Source organism: Halalkalibacter sp. APA_J-10(15), assembly GCF_023017105.1.
GTDB lineage: Bacteria > Bacillota > Bacilli > Bacillales > Bacillaceae_D > Halalkalibacter.
The window spans coordinates 1-21589 of record NZ_JALKEV010000005.1 but is presented as its reverse complement, the minus strand read 5'-3'; the positions used below and the strand labels follow the sequence as shown (position 1 = coordinate 21589).

General features: G+C 38.3%; 19 protein-coding genes, 3 pseudogenes and 1 other annotated feature. Of the genes and pseudogenes, 8 read left to right on the top strand and 14 right to left on the bottom strand.

Annotation, left to right across the window (positions count from 1 at the left end; all coding sequences use genetic code 11):
* Positions 1 to 46: 46 nt before the first annotated feature.
* Positions 47 to 1744, bottom strand: coding sequence for an RICIN domain-containing protein (locus tag MW695_RS07335; RefSeq protein ID WP_247104546.1), 1698 nt, complete (start codon positions 1742 to 1744; stop codon positions 47 to 49).
* Positions 1745 to 2709: 965 nt separating this feature from the next.
* Between MW695_RS07335 and rpsN the strand changes: the two genes are divergently transcribed.
* Together rpsN and MW695_RS07325 are read left to right on the top strand one after the other, a co-directional pair.
* A complete protein-coding gene (gene rpsN / locus MW695_RS07330) occupies positions 2710 to 2979 on the top strand; it encodes a 30S ribosomal protein S14 (protein ID WP_247104544.1) in 270 nt (89 codons plus the stop codon).
* Positions 2980 to 3012: 33 nt separating this feature from the next.
* Positions 3013 to 4041, top strand: coding sequence for a GTP-binding protein (locus MW695_RS07325; protein ID WP_247104542.1), 1029 nt, complete (start codon positions 3013 to 3015; stop codon positions 4039 to 4041).
* A 207-nt stretch (positions 4042 to 4248) separates the two neighbouring features.
* Here the strand turns inward: MW695_RS07325 and MW695_RS07320 are convergent, their stop codons facing one another.
* From MW695_RS07320 to MW695_RS23085, 4 genes and pseudogenes are all read right to left on the bottom strand, one after another.
* Positions 4249 to 4800 (bottom strand): DUF2703 domain-containing protein, encoded by a 552-nt coding sequence (locus tag MW695_RS07320; RefSeq protein WP_247104540.1) that lies wholly within the window; start codon positions 4798 to 4800, stop codon positions 4249 to 4251.
* A gap of 69 nt (positions 4801 to 4869) precedes the next feature.
* Positions 4870 to 5334 carry a MarR family winged helix-turn-helix transcriptional regulator gene (locus tag MW695_RS07315; protein ID WP_247104538.1) on the bottom strand — a complete coding sequence of 155 codons (465 nt, stop codon included), beginning with the start codon at positions 5332 to 5334 and terminating at the stop codon, positions 4870 to 4872.
* A gap of 686 nt (positions 5335 to 6020) precedes the next feature.
* Positions 6021 to 6431, bottom strand: a pseudogene (locus MW695_RS07310) (TetR/AcrR family transcriptional regulator); the annotation flags it as partial.
* 30 nt (positions 6432 to 6461) lie between these two features.
* A pseudogene (locus tag MW695_RS23085) lies at positions 6462 to 6909 on the bottom strand (DUF4277 domain-containing protein); the annotation flags it as partial.
* Between the two features lie 473 nt (positions 6910 to 7382).
* Here MW695_RS23085 and MW695_RS07300 point away from each other — a divergent pair.
* Both MW695_RS07300 and MW695_RS07295 read left to right on the top strand, forming a co-directional pair.
* Positions 7383 to 9008, top strand: a complete 1626-nt coding sequence (locus MW695_RS07300; protein ID WP_247104534.1) for an MFS transporter — start codon at positions 7383 to 7385, stop codon at positions 9006 to 9008.
* 99 nt (positions 9009 to 9107) lie between these two features.
* Positions 9108 to 9698: a TetR/AcrR family transcriptional regulator gene (locus tag MW695_RS07295; protein ID WP_247104532.1), complete on the top strand. Its 591-nt coding sequence runs from the start codon at positions 9108 to 9110 to the stop codon at positions 9696 to 9698.
* Positions 9699 to 10277: 579 nt separating this feature from the next.
* Here the strand turns inward: MW695_RS07295 and MW695_RS22815 are convergent.
* Positions 10278 to 10580, bottom strand: a complete 303-nt coding sequence (locus tag MW695_RS22815; RefSeq protein ID WP_274169696.1) for a hypothetical protein — start codon at positions 10578 to 10580, stop codon at positions 10278 to 10280.
* A 507-nt stretch (positions 10581 to 11087) separates the two neighbouring features.
* Between MW695_RS22815 and MW695_RS22670 the strand changes: the two genes are divergently transcribed.
* Positions 11088 to 11261: an SDR family NAD(P)-dependent oxidoreductase gene (locus MW695_RS22670; RefSeq protein ID WP_373647161.1), complete on the top strand. Its 174-nt coding sequence runs from the start codon at positions 11088 to 11090 to the stop codon at positions 11259 to 11261.
* Positions 11262 to 11575: 314 nt separating this feature from the next.
* On the opposite strand, the gene MW695_RS07280 is transcribed toward MW695_RS22670, so the two are convergent.
* Positions 11576 to 12469, bottom strand: a complete 894-nt coding sequence (locus tag MW695_RS07280; protein ID WP_247104530.1) for a LysR family transcriptional regulator — start codon at positions 12467 to 12469, stop codon at positions 11576 to 11578.
* A gap of 132 nt (positions 12470 to 12601) precedes the next feature.
* Here MW695_RS07280 and MW695_RS07275 point away from each other — a divergent pair, with 132 nt between their 5' ends.
* Complete coding sequence (locus tag MW695_RS07275; protein WP_247104529.1) at positions 12602 to 13615, top strand: alpha/beta fold hydrolase; 1014 nt, start codon at positions 12602 to 12604, stop codon at positions 13613 to 13615.
* A 285-nt stretch (positions 13616 to 13900) separates the two neighbouring features.
* Here MW695_RS07275 and MW695_RS07270 read toward each other — a convergent pair whose 3' ends face one another.
* The 4 genes from MW695_RS07270 to MW695_RS07255 form a co-directional block, all read right to left on the bottom strand.
* On the bottom strand, positions 13901 to 14458 hold the full coding sequence (locus tag MW695_RS07270) for a CBO0543 family protein (protein WP_247104528.1): 558 nt from the start codon (positions 14456 to 14458) through the stop codon (positions 13901 to 13903).
* 149 nt (positions 14459 to 14607) lie between these two features.
* Positions 14608 to 16044, bottom strand: coding sequence for a proline--tRNA ligase (gene proS, locus MW695_RS07265; RefSeq protein ID WP_247104527.1), 1437 nt, complete (start codon positions 16042 to 16044; stop codon positions 14608 to 14610).
* Positions 16045 to 16106: 62 nt separating this feature from the next.
* Positions 16107 to 16323 (bottom strand) — a binding site (T-box leader).
* A 95-nt stretch (positions 16324 to 16418) separates the two neighbouring features.
* Positions 16419 to 16796, bottom strand: a complete 378-nt coding sequence (locus MW695_RS07260; RefSeq protein ID WP_247104526.1) for a DUF8051 family protein — start codon at positions 16794 to 16796, stop codon at positions 16419 to 16421.
* Between the two features lie 68 nt (positions 16797 to 16864).
* Positions 16865 to 17503 (bottom strand): TetR/AcrR family transcriptional regulator, encoded by a 639-nt coding sequence (locus MW695_RS07255; RefSeq protein WP_247104524.1) that lies wholly within the window; start codon positions 17501 to 17503, stop codon positions 16865 to 16867.
* Positions 17504 to 17840: 337 nt separating this feature from the next.
* On the opposite strand from MW695_RS07255, the gene MW695_RS07250 reads away from it, so the two are divergent.
* Together MW695_RS07250 and MW695_RS07245 are read left to right on the top strand one after the other, a co-directional pair.
* Positions 17841 to 18005: a hypothetical protein gene (locus MW695_RS07250; protein ID WP_247104522.1), complete on the top strand. Its 165-nt coding sequence runs from the start codon at positions 17841 to 17843 to the stop codon at positions 18003 to 18005.
* 1004 nt (positions 18006 to 19009) lie between these two features.
* The gene (locus tag MW695_RS07245) at positions 19010 to 19258 is read left to right on the top strand and encodes a hypothetical protein (protein ID WP_247104521.1); all 249 of its coding nucleotides are present in this window, start codon (positions 19010 to 19012) and stop codon (positions 19256 to 19258) included.
* 520 nt (positions 19259 to 19778) lie between these two features.
* Here MW695_RS07245 and MW695_RS07240 read toward each other — a convergent pair.
* From MW695_RS07240 to MW695_RS07230, 3 genes and pseudogenes are all read right to left on the bottom strand, one after another.
* Positions 19779 to 19922: pseudogene (locus MW695_RS07240) on the bottom strand (transposase); the annotation flags it as partial.
* Positions 19923 to 19979: 57 nt separating this feature from the next.
* A complete protein-coding gene (locus MW695_RS07235) occupies positions 19980 to 20372 on the bottom strand; it encodes a hypothetical protein (protein WP_247104520.1) in 393 nt (130 codons plus the stop codon).
* A gap of 446 nt (positions 20373 to 20818) precedes the next feature.
* Positions 20819 to 21058, bottom strand: a complete 240-nt coding sequence (locus MW695_RS07230; protein WP_247104519.1) for a hypothetical protein — start codon at positions 21056 to 21058, stop codon at positions 20819 to 20821.
* Between the last annotated feature and the right edge of the window lie 531 nt (positions 21059 to 21589).

Sequence of the window (21589 nt, the reverse complement as noted above, 5' to 3'; positions counted from 1 at the left end):
GGTTATTTCTTCCCTCATAGGAACCCTTTTATCTTTTAACTCTTCATTAATTGATTCTAATTAAATCCCATTGTTGATGTAAGTCTCCACGGTACATATTTTGCTGCAGTTGAGCACCATCGGCCGATGATGAGCCAGCAACCTCGACTGCTTTGTTACTGTTTACATTAAAAATACTCCAATAACCATTACTCCGCCTAATTAACCTGAACTGTTGCGCACTATTTCCAAAATCACTCATCAATTGAATAGCCTCACCATTTTGGCTCGACCCATTTCGAACATCCATCACCTTGTTGTCTGATGAACTTACACTTGCCAACCTGTAAATATTATTATATGACCCCATATCATCTACGACCCATTGCTGTGCTGTCGCATTGTTGTCTGCCCACTGCTGAAGCTGAAGTCCATTGTTATTTTGACCACCTGGTACATCAATCATCTTTCCAGAAGCACGATTTTGCAACTTATAGGTCGCACCATTGTGGATACCATTCCAAACACCATTCCACGGATAGAGCTGTGCGCGTTCATAATACCACTCAAAAATAAACCGTGCCATCGCGTCCCGTGCAGGATCACCGTCGTACTTCAAATCAGCCGTCGGATCGGCAAACGTACTACGTAAACCAGGCTCTAGTAAGAAACCATTCATATGAACAGCGATGCTGACATTTCCTGCGTCAGTAAAAATACCCTTCGTATTTTTTCCGAAGCCTTCATTCGTCCCATCGAACAAGTGCCAATACTCCGGATCGCCTGGTTGCCATTTATACCAAGTCGTTTCCGTTATATTAATTGGGTAATGATCAGCACAAGGCTTAATGTTCGTATCCCATTGTTGCTGTAAGGTAGCGTAATCATCATTAGCACCATATCCAGGATACCAATGAACAGCATATCCTGTATTATTCAATGGATCAGTCAACGGATGCGAAGCACACAATTGATAATATTGATCCCAACCAAGTCCAGCAGCCCAGATGACGTTATCCGCTCCTTGATTCCGAATCGTCGCGATAATCGAATTCTGGAAATCTCTTAGTGCATTCCAATGATCGACAAAATCAGGGTCAGATGGATGTCCGCCCCACTTCCCATTCGCATAAGATAGAACTGGTTCATTCACAATTTCAAACATAACATGATCCGCACTTCTTAATTCAGGTCTAGATGCTAGGTAACCCCAAATTTCATTGAACTTGTCTAGATTCGATTGCGTCGTCGCTTGATCATTAAATAAAGTGAAATCCAATCCGAGCGTAACATACAGACCTTTAGTTTTCGCATATTCAACATAAGGAATGATGACATTTTGAGTTACTTCCTGCAAGCCGGCAAAATTGTATGTCCCAGCAGCGACATCCCCCATATCTTCGCGATCAATGAATAAGCGGATCTGATTCATATACCAGCCATGATCGTTTCCATACTTTGGTGAAGTATCAGTAAAAGTATCACTAATATCCTTCAAATACTCCAAATTTGCCGCATGTCGATTACCACCATTCCGATTCAAATAGTAGTCACTACCTTGATATGTCCAATAAGAGCCAGATGGTTGATGCCATCCATTCAGCAAAACTGTTTGTCCACTACTGTTCACAAGCTGATTGCCACTTACCTGAAGCTTGTCCATCGGCATCCCTGTCCATGCCTCTGCCGAATGACCACTCAGCAAAACCGGTATCACGAACATGACGACTAGCAACAATTTAAGCACTCTTCCTACTTCCTTCATAAAAACCATCTCCCTTATTATATAATATTTATTGTCAATTCCTGATCGCACGTAATGAAATTCTTTTTCGTTCAATTTTTAGCAATCACGTGATAGTAAGCATACTTCAATAATTGCCAATGATCTTCATGACAAAGAAAGTTGTCTATTAAACCGTTTTCATCTTATTGTAGCGGGTTTCCATAGCTCTATTTCTGACTTGACTTGTTAAGAGAATAGTAATAAAGGATAATCATTAGCGTAGTTAACAAGATGCGCTTGGACTCAATGGTAGGTTTCGGGGGCAATTAGCTCATAAAACTTGTCAAAATTCAGCAAAACTCTCTTCGTTTGCACTTTCAATTAAAGCTTACCACTGGAAAAAATGTGGAACAACCTGCTCAATTATTTGTCTATAACCGGACAAAATCTAGCTTTTGCTGCTAAGGGGAGACACTATTTGATAATTTTTCATTGGAGATTCATTTCCTGATCAATAAATGAAAGAGGCTAGTTATGCTCCTTAAGTAATTTGCATAACCTTTCCATCTTTAAAAATCCGTAACCATAATCAATTCCAACACCATATCTCATCGCTCACTTGGTGGGAAGTGCGATTTTTCTTGTTTTTTCGCCCAAGATAGCCTCCTCTGGCGTTAAGCTATAATTTGAACCACTAAGAACTTCTCGAGAAATGGACGGAAATTATCAGGTAATACAGAAGTCTGATTTAGAAAGTGTTAAATTTTAATATCTTTTGTGAGATCCTTCGCTTTATAAACATGTAGATTTTCAATCAATGGATAATCTAAATATTCAAATATACTGTCCTCAAACGATAATTATCCTTATTTTATCATTATTAGTTTCTTTTAGTGAATAATGGAATTTTTAACTTTCTTATTATTAAAACTTTACTTTACACTTGTAATCATTTATCATATAAATCGTAATGATTTTGATTATCATAGGAGAGTGGCTACATTATGGCAAAAAAATCGAAAATTGCAAAGGAAAAGAAAAGAGAAGAACTTGTTGCTCGTTATGCAGAAAAAAGGAAAGAACTAAAAGAGAAAGGGGATTATATAGCACTTAGTAAGCTCCCGCGAGATTCAGCACCTAGCCGTTTGACTAGAAGATGTGAGATGACAGGTAGACCTCGAAGCGTTCTTCGTAAATTTAGACTATCAAGGATTGCTTTTAGAGAACTTGCTCACAAAGGGCAAATTCCAGGAGTAAAGAAATCGAGCTGGTAAAATGCTTGAGAACAGGATAGGGATGTGTGCAGTTTGGAAAAACAAAAAACTCTCACCGTCATAACAGGCTTTTCTTTAAGAGATAAAAGCGAGTTCATAAAAAAAATGCTAGGAAAAGAATCAACTATTAAAGTGGTTCTCTATCGTCCTACGGATGTTGAGCTCGTTTGCCATTCAGATGAAGACCCCTTTTCTCTTTCACTTTTTATGACTGAAGCTATACACCATATAGAAGTAAATAAGACAGCCAATCTAATTCCTGTACTAGAAGAGGAGCTTTTTAGCGAACATGTCGAAGAAATCATTTTAGATTTGTATCCAATTGCAAATCTTGATGTTCTTATCGGAAGCCTAGCATCTTTAAGACACATTCATCATTCCCATATTCATGTATTAAACACTAGGGAATTTTGGAATACATTTTTTTCAGAATACAGCATTCAACCGAATGAAATGGACGCTGCACTTTCTCTGGAATATACGTTTGGCGAGACACTTATTCAGCAGCTTGAGCATGCAGGAACCATTTATTTAACGAACGCAGACCAAATTTCAGCTGAGCGCTTGGCTGAATTAACTTCGTTCATACAAAACTTGCAACCGAATGTCGCTATAAGGAGGTTTAACGAGATCACGAACTGGGACATGAATCTAGAGTCTCTCATTCCTATTAAAACAACTGATCAGTTGTATAGTGATCAAATTAAACTCTTTTTATCGAGGAGAAACTTAGACATGATTGGACAACATGGGATTGACACATTTGTTTATCAGAGCGTTTTCCCTATTGACTTTACACGATTAGAGAACTTTTTCAAATTACTGCCTAATGAGGTGTTTCGCATGAAAGGAAAATGCTATAATCCATCTACACACGAACAACATACCATTTCTCAAGTCGGAACCTCGATCCTAGTGGACACGATAGACGTTGATCCTGACAAATCAGATGACATCTTAACTGAATTCTTATTCATCGGTTCTGAATTGAACAATGATGAGATTGAAGACATGTTGAATAACTGTTTGCAAATAAGTAGTCAAAGAAAATTAGCGTACTAAACTTTAGAAGAGATAAATTGTTTCCTCCTTTATAGACACTATCATTAGTATTTTTTTACTGAAGCGCCTACAATGATTTTAAGGTCGGTTGAAAGTAAGACACTTTCAACCAACCATGACGATCATGTTTAATTGTATGAAACTATTCTGTTGTCCAAAGCATCTGAATCTGCCACGTACATGATCTCCTATATAAAAGTTTCACTCTTATGGGCAACCACAATCATTAGCTTTTTCAGTAGACAATTCATCGGTAGATTGTTTAGCAAAATATGCTTTTAGGGAGTTAGACACCTGAAAAACTTCAGTTGCCAATTCTGGAACGTTCTTATCCCCCACATAGGCTCGTAATAACGCATCGATAATTAAACCTGATGGTGGAGTTGGATGATCATTTCCTTGCCACTCCCAATATCTATCTTCTAAGCCAAGGACATCACCCTTTGTTGGGATTATTTCCGTTTCAGCAATCCTTATAGTAGGCGATGCTTTAAAGTGTAATGCCTTAGCCTGTTCTAAACTTTGAACGAGTGTTTTCTTAAACTCGATTATCGTATCCACCTTTTCCAAAATCGGTTTCACCTCTTCGAGAACTTGACTCACCTGCTCTTCTACGCTTGTGCAAGTACTGCAGCTCGATGCTCCAACACGCGTCATATCGAGCTCTAAAAAGTCTACAGTAATTCTACGTTTATCAATACTAGAAGCTGTTGTTGAAGATGTGGAACATCCACATTCAATCTTGTTTTGTCCATTCATGTCAAACCCCCCTCGAATAATAATTGATCAAGTCAACTATATACATAAAAAAATTTTAAGATATGCTAATCATTCATCCCCTCCTTCCTCGAGTTGAACCTGCTGCATTGCACTATTTAATGCCTGTAATGAAGCAATCACGACCTGGCACATTGCAGGATCAAGTTTCTTTAGAATATTTTCATTCCTTAGCGCTACCTCTACTTCTATACGATCAATCAATTCTGACCCCTGTGGCGATAACACAATACAACATGCGCGTCCATCTCCGGGATGTGTTTTACGTAACACGTATCCTTTATCAATCAGTTTATCGATTACACGTGTTGCTCCGCCACGAGTTATGTTTAATTGTTTTGCAAGTTCGTTCATCGTTATTGTACGTTCAGAATCGCGTTTAAGATAACTTAGTGTCCGGCATTCGGAAGCTGAAATATCATAACAACATAGCTGTTCTTGCTCACGTGTATGGAACCGATCACTAATTGAGTATAGAAGCTCAGTAAGCTCTTTTGATTGATTTTGAACATTCATTATCTGATCACCAAATTTCATCATATAGTTGACTAAGTCAAATAATATATCTTTATCGACTGGATGTCAATGTATAACTCGCCTAAAATTGATTTTTCGTTTATACCATTTCCATATAACTCAATGTAATTATTAACAATAGGCTTACGATTGCCTTTATTTCAATGTTTTCATCAGTAACATTATTGCAGAAAAAAGAAACTCTTTTTACTTCAAAAAGTTAGCTGCTATTTATTCATCAGATGCTCCGCAACCGATACATTATGAAGTGCATGGATTAGTCAAGTGGTAACCCGTCCAAATCCACTATAAAAGGACTTTTTCTTTGCAAATATGAAATCATTGAACATTTAGAGTATTTATAATAATCAAATTAATTAATGCAACACTAGTGATTCATCACCATTATAAGATACCTAGAATTTCGTTTATCCTTACGAGACTTAGTGAATAAATATGACCAAAGTAAAAAACGACTCAGCTACTCACTTAAATAGAAACTGCGCCGTCATAAGTTCTATATATTTATGGAGCAAAGGGGCTCGAACCGCTCTCCCTGTGTGAGCCAAATATGCACCTGAAAAAACCAAGCAAAATTATAAAATCCAATACCAAACACCAACATACGCCATGAGTATACATTTACCTTCTACAAAAACGCAGACGTTCACGGTAACATATTCTCATCATGAAATAGTTTGTAGAATTCGCACGATTTCGTCTTCTGCGACATGATCATCGATAAGATCTATATATTCTGGCTTAATCACTTGGAACTTTTTCAATTTATAAAAATCCAATAGTGCTTGTTTCAAAGTAAGATCATACTGAATTGAAAACATCGGATCGATAATCCGTCTCAGTACTGCATCATCTTGAATCATAAAAAGTGCTGGATTAATCTTGTTAAAATAACCTTCCTTCATACCTTCTTTAAAGAAAATCTCTAAATTCTTATTGCGAGTATGCTGAGCAGCCAAAAGATTATCAAATAAATGCGGATAGGATTCCTTGAGATCTTGTAAGAGCAAATCCGTGACATAGATCACGCACCTCAAAGAGTGTTCAAAAATTTTCTGAAAACGCTCGAAATAAGAATAGGAATGATTATTAACGGCGATATCCGCCTCTGCGCCGGGCCGATCGCGACTGTACCCTTCAACGATTTGCAGCGATTCGCTCGGTTTCATGTAGGCGCCGTAGACCGACATGCTTGTTGTATCGCCGTGGAACACACCATCGGAATCCCTTCATGTTGATACACATGCAGTTGGAACACTGAATACACCGCATGAATGTCGGCTGCGTGCAACCGTCCAGATGGTGTCCCAGCGCATCATCGTTAAACCAGGCCGCTTGCAGTCCATGACGAACGAGGGTCTCCATATCCAGATGCTCCGCCCATTTGTCGACATGGACTAAAGCATTGCGTCCACTCAGGATGTCCAGTACCAGCAACTGGACTGCGTCTCCCACTGTGGTCTGACATTGCGAGTCAACCGGGACGAGTTGATCGATTTTCCTACGCAACCCCAGTTGATTCATGATTCCACTGACCAACGGCAAGTAGCCCATTTCATACACGTGTTCGATTTCATCCCTTCATCCGCTCCCAACTCGTTTCTATGACTCTATCATACACCATAATTCGCCATTTTCAGAGTCATAGGGGTGCGGAATGTGAGTTTTAAAATTAGGAGATATTATTGAGATTGAGCAATACCAGGGGTATCGCCAACATTCCTTGTTTGTCTTAACTTCGATGTGAGAACTATTGGAATAAAAAAGTAATTCTTGACAAAATACAATACTGTATTGTATTGTTCTAGGTGTATCGATACAAAACTGTTTTGTATCGTTTCCTGTTAGGGAGCAAGCTTTGTTAATAGAACATCGAAAGGATGTGAGAACTATTGGAATAAAAAAGTAATTCTTAACTCAATACAATACTGTATTGTATTGTTTTAGGTGTATCGATACAAAACTGTTTTGTATTGTTTCCTGTTAGGGAGCAAGCTTTGTTAATAGAACATCGAAAGGATGAGATAATGAACAACTCAGGAAATAATCAAAGTAATACTGAAAAGAACTCTGCTATTGCAACCGACGTGCCTCTTCGAGCTGGGAAGCGGGAATGGATAGGGCTTGCCGTGCTTGCTTTGCCTACACTGTTGCTCTCCCTCGATTTAAGTGTCCTTTTCCTGGCTGCTCCTCACTTGGCGGCAGACCTGCAACCTACTGCCGCTCAATTGTTGTGGATTATGGACATCTACGGATTCATGATCGCTGGTTTTCTGATCACAATGGGTACACTGGGCGATCGGATTGGCCGCAGGAAGCTGCTGCTGATCGGTGCAGGTGTGTTCAGTATTGCCTCTGTAGCAGCCGCATACTCCATTAACCCAGAGATGTTGATCGTGACCCGTGCACTGCTCGGAATTGCCGGAGCGACTTTAATGCCCTCCACGTTGGCCCTGATTAGCAATATGTTCCGGAATCCTCAACAGCGCGCGGTTGCTGTAAGCGTGTGGATGACATGCTTTTTGAGCGGTGTAGCTATCGGCCCAGTGGTCGGTGGAGTGTTATTAGAGTACTTCTGGTGGGGCTCGGTGTTTCTATTGGGTGTGCCGGTGATGCTATTACTGCTTGTGACCGGACCCATATTACTTCCCGAATACCGAGACCCCAAGGCAGGACGGCTGGACCTGGCAAGTGTTGCTTTATCGTTGGTCGCCATCCTTCCGATCATCTACGGTATTAAGGAACTGGCCAAGGACGGCCTTGAGATACTCCCCGTCCTGTCTATGGTGGCTGGTCTAGTCTTTAGCGTTCTGTTTGGACTCAGACAGCGTAGATTGACCAACCCATTGCTTGATCTGCGTTTATTCGCTTATCGTTCCTTTAGTATCGCTCTCGGGACCATGCTGTTCGTCCTAATCACTGTGGGCGGCAATACGATGTTTTTCGCACAGTATTTGCAAATGGTTGAAGGACTATCATCGTGGTTGGCTGGACTGTGGATGGTGCCTTCGGCTGCTGCGATGATCATTGGTTCTCTCTTGTCTCCGCTTATCGCACGGCGGATACCCCCGGGATACATCGTCGGGCTGGGCTTGATGATTTCAGCAGGCGGTTTCCTGCTACTCACACAGGTTGACCAAACTTCCGGGGTGTCCCTGCTGATTATTGGCTTTGTCATTGCCTTCTTCGGCGTTAGCCCGACGATGGTGTTGGGCACTGACCTGGTTATCGGATCAGTTCCTCCTAAGAAGGCTGGCTCTGCGTCGGCGATATCTCAGACTTGCATGGAATTCGGTATGGCGCTAGGTATCGCGGTCTTAGGTAGTGTTGGTACTGCTGTGTATCGTAATCAAATGAGCGATAGCATACCTACCGGTGTCCCAGTTGAGGCGGCTGAAGCCATCCGTGATAATCTGGGCAGCGCTATTGCTGTAGCCGAGCAGTTACCTTCCGGGCTCAGCATGGAGTTGCTTGAGACCGCTCGTGAGGCATTTACGATAGGGTTTAACACTTCTGTCAGCATCAGTGCAGTTATTGGGATTGTGGCCGCGCTTTTCGCCGTGGTTCTGCTCCGGCATGTACGACCTAGCGGAGAGGCTCATATCGAACCAGATAAGCATAGCTCTTCCCTTGCTGAAGGTGAACGCTCGTGATACACTTTAAAACAAAGCGGTTAGGTGTGATAAGTTTTGTGGAAATGCCGCTTAACCAGAGCAAATTACTATATACTTTGAGATTGTTAGGTGAAAAATATGACAGCATCACGCTCACCCGCACGTCAACGCGTTCTAGAAGTGGCTTCCGGTTTGTTTTATCGTGAAGGCATTCGTGCCGTTGGTGTAGATACAATTGCTGAGCAAGCCGGGGTGGCTAAGACCACTCTCTATCGTCATTTCCCAACCAAAAATGATTTAATTGTTGCTTATCTTGAAGAACAGGATCGTATCCATTGGCAACACTTTGATGAGGCGATTGCTGAACATGAAGGCTCACCAAAAGCACAGTTGTTGGCCCTGATTGACGCCACTGCTGCTGAATTATTGGACCCTGAATACCATCGCGGTTGTACTTTTTTGAATGCCCTTGCTGAGTTTTCTGAAGAAAACCACCCTGCTCACCGTTTGGCGTTAGAGTACAATCGTGCACTACGATTACGACTTTCTCGTCTGAGCCAGCAGTTAGCTGTTGACGACGAAAGTTTGACAGATCAGCTTCTGCTGGTAATCAATGGTGCACTGTCTTCCGTTCCGGTTTTCGGCTTTGATGGCCCTGCTGCGCGTCTGAAAACAATGGCTAGGCAAGTGGTTGATAGACACCTTGAAAATGGAGAGAGAAAACGTTAATCAATAAACCATATATAACTGCATCCGTTCCATATTTTGTGTAAAGCAAAGTGTCCCCTGTAGATATCGAATGAGCTAAGCTTATTTCGACGAAACCCTATAGGGGATTTTTTTAGTCGAGGTGAAGTGGCTTCCTCATTATACCTGGGGTACCGTCAGGAAAATGCGGATTTACAACGTTCATTCTTATGTTACTTGAAGATCAACTAGCAAAGCGTATCGCCCTATTCCATCGCATCATGCAAGAGATATCACGACACAAGATACCGATCCGACCTGGAAGAAGTTTTAAACGTAATATGGTATTGAAGGCAAATAAATATTCCCTTAATAAGAAGAGATGTCTGTAAGCTAGTTTGTTTTAGTATCAAGGTCCCGATTACACTATTATACGGAAATTAGAGGAAGAAAACACGGACTTGTAAAAAAATGTCATACAAGCCCCGGGCATCCTATTGCCTTTTTTCCTAATTAAATTGAATTTATTTTTTCTAATCAAATGGTATGGTACCATTTGTAATTTATTGGTTCCTTAGCTTGATGACATTGGAGCCGCCGCCCCCATGAAGGTAACGTTTCTTATCCGCTTTCACCATGCCGATCACATCCAAACCGCGATCCCGCACGGCTTGAATCAGCGGAGCGTGCGTAAACCAACTGTCCATCAGGACGTATTATTGGTCCTTCTCCATCTGCAGGAAATCCTTCATTGTCTTCGGTACCCATTAAAAATTCTCCTTCAGGCAGGTAAATCATCTTTTCCTTATATTTAATCTGTTGACCTTGTTTTATTTTCTCAGTTTGTTTTTCTGTTTTCACTGTACTCTCAAAATCAACTCTACTTCCAGCACAGCAAGAACCTTGCATATTTTCATTATCCATTTATATCCCACATCCTTAAGTAACATAACAAGCACTTTCCTAAATCTTAAACATTGATCTTTATTGCTAGTGTACATTATTTTTGTATGATCATACCATACAGGGTTGGTAATACCCTTTTTCAAATAGGAAATATGCCAGGTCAAAACGTCTGTGAAAATGTTTTTACAGAAGATAGTGTATGAGAAAAATAGAGTAACATTAGGGCTCAGATACTGCAATTTTTCTCTCAATCTTTATTTTCTGTTCAAAGCAAAGGATTAAGACACAATTCCATTCAACATCTCCTGAACAACTTGACCAAAATCCCCTAAATTGGCTACTAATACAACCTAAAAGGATGACTACCCATCAGACTATCAACTTCTTCCAAAACACTTTTTTCTAATTCAGTAAAATCAGAAGTGTCACGTTCTACATCCTTTACAGCTAAAAGCTACGGTTCATTTACATGTTTAGTAAATATTTCTTGTCCCTCTTCTGTCATAAAACAATCAACAAATTCTCTTGATTATCTATAAACTTGCTCCGCTCATTCGAGATGGCGGATCAATCGTATTTACGTCATCCGTGGCAGATGAAGGCGGCACCCCTAGAATGAGTGTTTACGGTGCTTCAAAAGCGGCGATGCGCTCTCTTGCCTCAGGTTTTGCGACTGAACTAAAATGTGTGCGTTTTTGACGCTTACGAAGCCAAGGGTTTTCAAAAACATAACAAAAAACGCAGCCTGAACTGGTTGCGTTTTTCACATGAATGGAGCATAGCGTACCGAACCGTTGCCAGATATAAGCACCTTAATAAATACGGTTCAAACGGCTCAATCACACACAGTAGAGTTAATATAGTTCAATACAACAAACAAATGGTTAGCATGTGATCGTTTAATCATTATTAGATTGCATCAGAAAAATGTTATCTTTTTCGTGGTTCACACACTCCACATGGCTTGAGTAGTAGTGGCAGACATAAGTAAGGATGTAGCTGGTTGTTACATCTCATGAGCTTCGCTTTAATACATTTCGAGCCAATTCGATAAAGACCCTGATTGATGGTGAAATCCACTTCTCTTGATGCCATAGCATTTGCGTTGCAAATTTTATTTCAGATAAATCCCAAGGCAAGATAATCAGTTCTCCCCGTTCCACCTCTCTTTTAGTCGCCATCTCAGGCAGCAAGGCAATACCTAGCCCCATCATTGCGCATTGTTTAATAGCCTCTGCACTATTAAACTCTAGTTCGGTTAGGCTGTCAGCCCCTCTTCTCAACAATGTGCGATAGAAGTATGTCCGATAAGAGCAGCCCTTTTCGCTTAATAGAATATGTTCTCTATGAAAATCCTCTATGCGTAATGATGCCCGTGAAGCTAACGAATGGTCGGGAGAAACTACCATTAGAAAGGGTTCGTTCAGTAAAACCTCCGTATGAAGATCCGCAGATACGGCAAGTTCATCTAGCATAAAGACCACATCCGCATTACCTTCTCTCAGGCTCTGTTTCAAAATATGGCTCGACAGGGGCCGGAATAAAAGGCGAACGTGCGGATAGCGTTCACGAAAAAGCCGGATCAATGCGGGCAAACGGTACGTACAGAGAACTTCGTCTGCACCAATTATAACAGTGCCAGTCAACTCCTCACTCTGATTTGAAATATGCCGAGCCTCTTCTACGTTATTTAAGATTTTCATAGCATAGGGTAAGAACTGGCGACCTGCGTCTGTCAACACAACACTCTTGCCCAAGCGATCCAAAAGCTTAACCCCCAATTCATCCTCCAAGGCTTTGATTTGCATGGTTACAGTTGACGTAACATAGTTCAATGATTCGGCAGTGCGACTAAAACTGCGGGTGGAAGCAAGCGTCCAAAATGTTTTTAACTGGCGGATTTCCATCGGGTCAGCACCTCTCTATTCAAAAAAAATGAACTTAACTTTCAAAAACGTTTTGTTGATTTGATGCTAACAGTATCATAGTCTAAAAATCAAGGTTCACAATAAAAACATAATAGCGAGGAGAATTGGATCATGAAAGATTATGAAATTTATTCACTTGGAGATGTCGTGCTGCAATCGGGGCAAACGCTGCCTCAAGCTTTTCTTGCCTATAAAACTTACGGAACTTTGAATGCTACCAAGAGCAATGCAATTGTCTATCCAACTTGGTTCGCTGGCCATCATACCGATAATGAATGGTTGATTGGACCAGACAAAGCTCTCGATCCCGACAAGTATTTTATTATTGTACCGAACATGTTGGGAAATGGGCTATCTTCCTCACCTAGCAATACACCAGCCCCTTTGGATAGAAGCAAGTTCCCGCTCATTACGATTTATGATAATGTCCGGCTTCAACATCGAATCGTAACCGAGAAATTTGGCATTACTAAGCTTGCTTTAGTCGTCGGCTGGTCGCTCGGAGCACTGCAAACCTTTCAATGGGGAGCAAGCTACCCCGAGATGGTCGAGCGAATTGCTCCGTTCGGAGGAACAGCAAAGACCAGGCCACATGCTCAGGTTGTTTTTGAAGGGCTTATCGCGACATTACAAGCAGACTCTAATTGGAAAAAAGGCTTTTATACTAGCCAGCCTATAGCAGGACTCTCCGCGATGGGACGCGCTTATGCTCCTTGGGGGTTTTCTCAGGCCTATTATTTGGAGAAGCTCTACCAAGCAGAAGGATATTCGACGTTGGAATCTTATCTGAAGGACTATTGGGATCAAGTGTTTTTTTCCTTCGATGCGAACGACCTGATTGCCATGCTCCGTACAGGGGTCTACGGGGATATTAGCAATAATCCTACAGACAACGGTAATTTTGAACAGGCATTAAACCGGATCACAGCGCATGCACTTGTCATGCCAGGCTCAACCGATCTTTTTTTTACTCCTGAGGATAATGCGTATGAAATAGAACATATGCCGAATGCTATTTTCCAGCCTATTGAATCTAAGTGGGGACACTGTTTCGGGATCGGCCAAAACGAACAGGATTCTCTTATGATAGACAACCATCTGAAACAATTTTTACAATTGGGGTAATGGGCTATAAGCACGCTCGGATGTAGGGAACTAGTTAATCGTCTTCTCCGCACTTACATTCACTATTGCTGCAACACAGCTTTTTCCGTTTAGTGGAGGCGTTTTTGGAGTAATTTTCAAACCGTTTACTCAACTAAGTACCATCCAGAAGAGAGTGCACGTAGTCAAGGTTAAAAAAGCGCTTATGGTTGCAGAAGAAATGGGTGTCCTGATACTTATGACGACTTTGAGCGCTTATCCAATCTAGGACCACATGCGTTATTTCTGAAGCATATAGCGATTCTGTTACATTTTTTGTTCTTTATTTTCAATCTGTTTTATTTTGGAGATGAACCATTTACAAAAAACACCTATCCAAATATAAATGAGAAATGAGAATATATGTCTCCAATTGTTTAATTCATAAATACCTAGCCATATCGTCATTGGTTCAAAAACATATGCAAAAATAGCAGCCGTTATCGTCATTACAATAAAAAATGATTTCCATGTAGAAAAATACTGGTAAATGATCATATAAATGATGGGCAAATGTCCTATATCGATAGCAACAATAGGATGAACTAAAGGAGTTACCTTATTTGGATATCCCCATAAAATAAATGAAACTCCAACCACATCAAGCAATATCACTATTGTTGTTATGACAAATCCATACAATAGTATCTCCATCATTCGAGACTTGTCTAATAGGAGCCACCATAAAATAAAAAATAAAATCATTGTTATTAAAAGAAACCACCATGGAAAAGTAAACAAATTTTCATTAAGCCAATAATCAAAGTTTGTTTCCTTTAATTCCAAACGTAATTTATATATTTCGTTCCATGTTGGATTTTCCATAAAACACTCCCTTTAATTAAAGTATGTTTTACTTTCATTAGAAAATACATCTTCTTTATCCAACTCTACTGCTTCTTAGTGAAGTAAGTGAAGTGGCAGACCTTATTCAACCAACCGATCGTATAAGTGAAATATTTTACAAATGTAGATTAATAAGCACGAGCAAACCAAACTGTATATTTTGCTTTTTTACCACAATGAAGGCATGTTTGCTTTGGAGCTGGTCGGTTAAATGGGATATTCCGTGCTGAGAATTTTGTTTTTTCTTTTACACTTTCTTCACAAGAATTTTCTCCACACCAACCAGCTAAAACCCAACCTGGGATAGTTCCGTTTTGATGAGAGTCTTGTAGATGTTGCTCTAATTGTTCCATCGTATCAATATGTGTATGTGAATGTTCTTCATAGAAAGCCTTTGCTTTTTCAAATAATCGAGTTTGCATTGTTTCTAACTCTTGTTTAATGCTTTCTACTACAGCTTCTAAAGATACGGATACTTTATCAGCTTCGTCCCGAGCTTTCATTAAAACTTGGTTATTGTTTAAATCACGAGGTCCCAATTCAATACGCACTGGCACACCTTTTAATTCCCACTCGTTGAATTTAAATCCAGGTGATTGGTCAGAATTATCAAGACGAACACGAATGCCTTCTGATTTCAGTGCGTCGAAAATTTCATCTAACCTCGCGATAATTGATGGATTTTTCTTCCAAGGGCCAACAGGAATTAAAACAACTTGTGTTGGTGCAATTTTCGGTGGTAAAACAAGTCCTTGATCATCCCCATGAACCATAATAACGGAACCGATTAAACGTGTAGATGTCCCCCAAGAAGTTGTATGCACATACTCATGTTTGTTTTCTTTATTTAAGTATTTAATATCGAATGCTTCCGCAAATTTTGTACCTAAATAGTGTGAGGTTCCTGCTTGTACGGCTTTTCCATCTTTCATCATTGCTTCAATAGAGAATGTATCAATCGCACCAGCAAATCGTTCTAATGGTGTCTTTTGTCCATCATAAACTGGAATCGCAAGTAATCCTTCTACGACTTCTTTATAAATAGTTAACATTTGCATTGTTTCGTTACGTGCATCTTCTTCATCCACATGAGCAGTATGACCTTCTTGCCACAAAAATTCAGAGGTCCTGATGAACGGAAGAGTTTTCTTTTCCCACCGAAATACATTTGCCCATTGGTTAATTAACACTGGGAGGTCTCTATAGCTTTTAATCCAGTTTGAATACAAGTGTCCAATCATGGTTTCTGAGGTTGGACGGAGTGCTAAACGTTCTTCTAATTTCTCTCCTGCGGCTTCTGTTATCCAAGGAAGCTCTGGTGAGAACCCTTCAATGTGATCCTCTTCCTTTTGGAAGAAGGATTCTGGAATTAACATGGGGAAGTATGCATTGCGATGGCCTGTTTCTTTAAACCGTTTATCCATTTCTTCTTGAATGTGTTCCCATAATTCATACCCATCTGGCTTAAATGCAATACAACCACGAACGGGTGTGTAATCCATTAAATCAGCTTTTTGAATAGTATCAATATACCATTTTGAAAAATCGTTTGTTATTTGTGACATCGTCTTTTCCCCCTTGAGAAATAAAATACTTCTTAAAAATAAAAAAGCATAAAGAGTCCTCATTTAAGGACGTCTTTACGCTAATAGACGTGGTACCACCTTAGTTCGACATAATATAAAATATTAAGCCCTCTAAGCGTTTGTAACGAAACGACTCGGTTAGTTTTTTACTAACATCTCCGTGGTAGGGTTCAATAAGAAGAGGTGATATAGCTTTCAGCCAAGGCTATATTTTCTGTTTCACAATCCTTATTTACTTAGTCACTTCATTGATTCCATATTTTAAAAGTAATATAACAATTTGCTGAAAAAAATTCAAGACCTAATATGGTCAATAGTTGTTATAATTTCAACACCTCTAAAGCTTCCTGCAACTAAAGAATAGATACAAACACGATAACGGTGTAAATAGCTAAGCATGCATTTAGTATTTCGAAAAACATCAGCTGATTGGACATTTTTGTAGGCGACTTTGGATAAAACCCAGCTAAATCAATAGCATATACAACTAAGTACAGTACACCCAGTATAATACCAATGTAGACTCCGATAGCACTGCCCACCAATAACAAGTAACTAGCAATAAATGATGATACGCCTAAAGAAATTAGAAAAATATTGAATCCCCAAAACGAAGCTCCTCTCATTTTTGAAAAGTCTCTATTTTCTATAGGGCCTCCTGGAACCAAAACAGCTAGCATTAATACGTTTAAGAACATTAAGAAACTATATATAAAATTGATTAGTGACATATAAATTCCTCCCTTCATTGACTAATAATAACTTTATCCTTCATTTTCACTCTCCTTTTCTAAACAATCTACTCTGTGCCAGGACTTTCATTTATTCGAGATCGACCGATTTTTCCGCATATTACTTTCCCATCTAAAATAAATTCAACTTGGTTCCTGATTTCCTCCATCATCGATTCGTATGTCATTAAGTCACTATATACGAAATCATTAAAAATTGTAATTGAGCAGCCGTATATACACTTCACAGCCGTTTGAACATCAAAGTGAGCACTTACCTTTTTTGATTTTACTAGAGAAACAATTAAAGCTTCTAGATTGTTCGATATAATTTGATCTGCGTCAATTTGGCTTTGTCTAGTTGTTTGCGAATCAGTGTCTATCGCATCATACATAATAGAAAAATATTCTCTTAATAGTTTTTTATTAATCTGTTTTGCATTTTTCACATAATACTCAATGATTCGGACAATTTCATTGACGATTTGTTCTTCTGATTCTAGTCCGTCGCCATCCATTTCATATTGTACAAATGACAAATCATCAAATAAAGCAGCAATGAACAGTTCACTTTTCGATTTGAAATAGTTGAATAAAGTACCTTCACCTATCTCAGCAAGTTCAGCAATTTCCGATGTTCGTACGCTTTTAAATCCCTTCTTTTCAAATAATGACTTGGACACATCGAGAATTTTTTTCCTAGTCAACATTTTCTTTTTTTCTCTAAGACCAGAAATGTCAACCCCCCCTTTTTATGTGAGTATACTCATTTATGAGTATACTCACATTTTACTCACGTTAGACTATTCTGTCAAGGTGGGACATCAAGAACTTTGTCCCACCCTTAGGTCAGCCCCTTCTATTTTCCAAAGGAATTATTATCAACGAAGGAGGAAAATGCGAAATTAGAGGAATATACCCTGTAAAGCTCAAATAAATGGGATTTATTTTTATGACTGATATCGATATCGAAAATGAAAAACTACTTTTTATTACATAATATGATTACAAAAAAGATAACTTTAATTAGGGGGGGCAGATTTCATGAAACTTATCTATTTATTAGGGATTAGTTCTTTATTAGTTCTTGCTGCTTGTAGTGAACAATCCATTGAAGAAGACGTTGATGTATCAGGTGATAATCAATTAGAAGATAGCAATAACAATAGCAATGGAGAAGGCATCTACCGTTTCAACAATCTGTCATGATGTTTGAACTATCATTATAAAAAAGTCATATCACTTCAAACATTTTAAAGAGAGAAAGCATTTGTTGCAGATATAGAAGGATTTTTTTATAGCAACAGATTCTTAGGAAGTGATCTAAGTACTTTAATAATTTAGCTAAGACTTCTATAAGTTCAAAATAAAAGTAATCATTGATGAAACTTATTTACCACATACTCCGTACGTAAGAAAGGGTTCCTTAATTCTTGTTTCTACTCTTTTGAGAAACCATCAAATCTTAAAATAAAACAATTATTCGCATCGTGAGTACTCAGAACGTTTCTGCAATGCCATACATAAGGTTGATCTGAGAATTGATATGAGAATAATCGTTCACTCTATAAAAGTTTAAAGACAGTTATTCCTAAATCCAATTTCTTAAAGTACACTGAAATTATCTATATGTTTTCATTCATATTGTATAGGAGAATTAAAAAAATGTTTGAATTAACAAATGAACATCCCAAATGCTTAGGCATAACACCTGTTTCCTCCGAATGGGATTTAATTAAACTCAGGTTTGTATCAGGATGACGATACGTTTGTATATTTTGATAGAAATAGTATTTGCAAGCGAATCACAATAAGCGAAAACTCTTATGAGGAATACGATTTAAACGAGGAAACAGCAAGTGGTAGGACTGGGAGCTCTCCCAAAAACGAAACGAGGTAAAATTGTAAAGTTGACCGTTTCAACACTTAGTCAGGGGAAAAATACTTTGAGCTAAAAAATGGAAACCACTCTCTGTATTCACAATTTAGAAACAATCGTATTGGCATAATAGTAAGAGTCAAACTAAACTACCGATTTTAAAAGAATGTAACGAATAGCAATCAACCATATTGGGACCAGAATAATCATATAACAAACAACGATTTGAGAAATACTAAATATTAGGCAGATTATTGAAATAGATCAACGGAAAAATGAAACAATAGGTGATTTTTATGAGAATTTATACTGGTGTGCGTTTTTAGTATATAGAATGAAAGATATAAACGATGTGAATTTACTTTGGGCAGCAAAAAATATAGATTTTGATACCTATTGTGCGTTTGATATTCAGCTTATTATAGGAGCAGGACTAGAAAATACAATAGCGTATTTATCCGAAAAGAATGATGATTATTCACAAAAAGCACTCGAGTATATATTAAGCTGTAAAGAATCAGGAGATTTTGATGATATGGTATCATGGTATGACTGGAAATTTGACTATTTTAATGGATGGTAGATTTTGAATAAGGTAGTAACAACGTATAACAAAGTATCTTTAGATGAAGGGGTTAAACAATAAGTGTTTTCATTATCATTTTTCATTGTAGTTATCTTCGTATTGATTGTAGTGGGATCAATTCAATATACTGTCTATATCGAGAATGCAAAAGCTCAAAATAAAAGAACTCCAAAAAAATCTGCTTATTTATTACCTATTTCCGCAGTTATGTTCCATATCATCTTTATCTTGCTATATGTTTTCTATGAATACCACAATATTAATAAAGAGGTCTTTTTAGTTTTCGTGGGGTTATATGGGATATTTACTTATTTGTTTAGTTTGAAAAAAGGTTATAGCCCAATTTTCCAAATTTTTATATTTACTGTTGTGGCATTTAGTATATTGCTATTAAGTATGTACGTACTAGTAGTTCTGTTCGCAATGTCCATGTGATGAATAAAGGTTCCTGCTCCCCCCAATGCAATGGATTATCAGGACGAGTAGTATAATACTCATGCATGGCTTTAAAGGCTTAATCCTTAGCGACCAAAGGCTTTACAACTCGAAAAAGGAGAGCTCTGAGTTTCTTTCTCCCTCGTTTTGTAATGGTTGTGCTTCCTTTGTGAAGTCCTGGTGTATTTTCCCGTAAGTTTAGTCCAGTTAGTTTAATTATTTGCTGCGCAGCAAATGGTTCTACTACCATACATGTTCATAATCATTCTCTATAAATCTCAGTCTAATAAAATTTAAACGCGCATTCAGACAGGAGTACTTCATCACCTTCTGCAAGGACGAGGCTATTTTCAGAGACTCTTGCGACAGATAATCCAAGATTGGCTGCGCCTTTCTCAATTTGTTGACGCCACCCCTCAATATCTCCCTTATAGGAAATAGCAAAATAACACTCATCTGATGGCAAAGTAATTATGCATCCTTCATTTATTGCACCACCACTGGTAGCTAATGGTGGATCCACCTTACGTATAAGCTTTTTAAATAAAGTTGCTGTATTTGCGTTATGACTGCATTTGACATATCTATATTCTCTTTCTTCAGTACATGTTGTACCAGGTACCTTCCTAATTTTATCACTTGGACCTAGACCTAAAATATGTTCCAATTCACACATAAAAGCACCTCACGTTAATTCGTTATTATAAACCACTTGATAATGTATTCATATATTTTTTTGTACTTTTTGTCATTAACAGTTGCAATCAATTCTAAAGCCGATTGTTTGATAGACTCATCATTTTATTGGTCATATATGTTCCTCATGTTTTGTAGAAAGTCATTACGAATTAAAGTGAAGTTTTATTCATCCGTTCCCTTTTTAAAACGTCCAATCATATATTCCATAACCATTTCTTTTGGGGGTGTACCAGCAGTTCCGTTAGCGTTTCGGACAAATATATCCATATTTTTCTCCTACCTTTCAACAATTGTTAATTCAAAACCGTGTACTGTCTCGACTGGGGTGCTTTAAAAACTTTTCTACACCTTTAGTGAAAAGAGACTGTTCTTCTTTCACGATCTCACTCCGTTACTTTGAGTATATCTTTTCACAAACTATGTTTAATTCGCTTTCTTATAGTAAAAAAATCCATTCAATAGAATAAAAAGTGGAATAGTCAATAAAATTAAACCTGCTATAAAGTTAATATAAATCACCAGAATCCAACCTCCTAAAAGGTTAATACCCGATAATGTTAGAGAACTCCAAAAATACTTTTTATTCTTCTTCACCTTAAAAACATTAATGCTAATTATAATTGAACAAATAGCGATTATAATTGGGGCTAAATCCCACCACATTATGCTCCACCTCCCAGAATCACTTCTCTAAAGTACAACTACTATGCTCATATCTTTTTTTATTAAAGCTTACTGGAAACTTAACAAAAAGGTTAACACTCTACATCAAATGAGCGTACAAGTAAAATTCCTGCGAGAACGTTCAAAATAACTTGAACTTCAATTGTGAATATAAAGAAAAAATTATTAGGAAGAAGCATGAACCAATAGGGTCCAGGAACGAAAACTAATAAAATTAACAAAATTACAAAACTAAACAGTAGCCACTTAACCCTTATTTTCTTAAAATTAATTTTAATTAGCCTTTTAGTCTCAATTAAAATACCAAATAAGAAATACAAAACACTTAATAAAATTGAATAAATTAAAATCCATTTAATATTGAAAAAACCAAGCATTTGTTCTGAATGTAGTATAGATACATGGACACAACTTGGTTAAGTCATTAAAATTGAATGAACGAAAGGTCGTGTCCGAATTATGAGTCAAAAACGTTATAACCAAGAATTTAAACAAACAGTGATTGAGCTT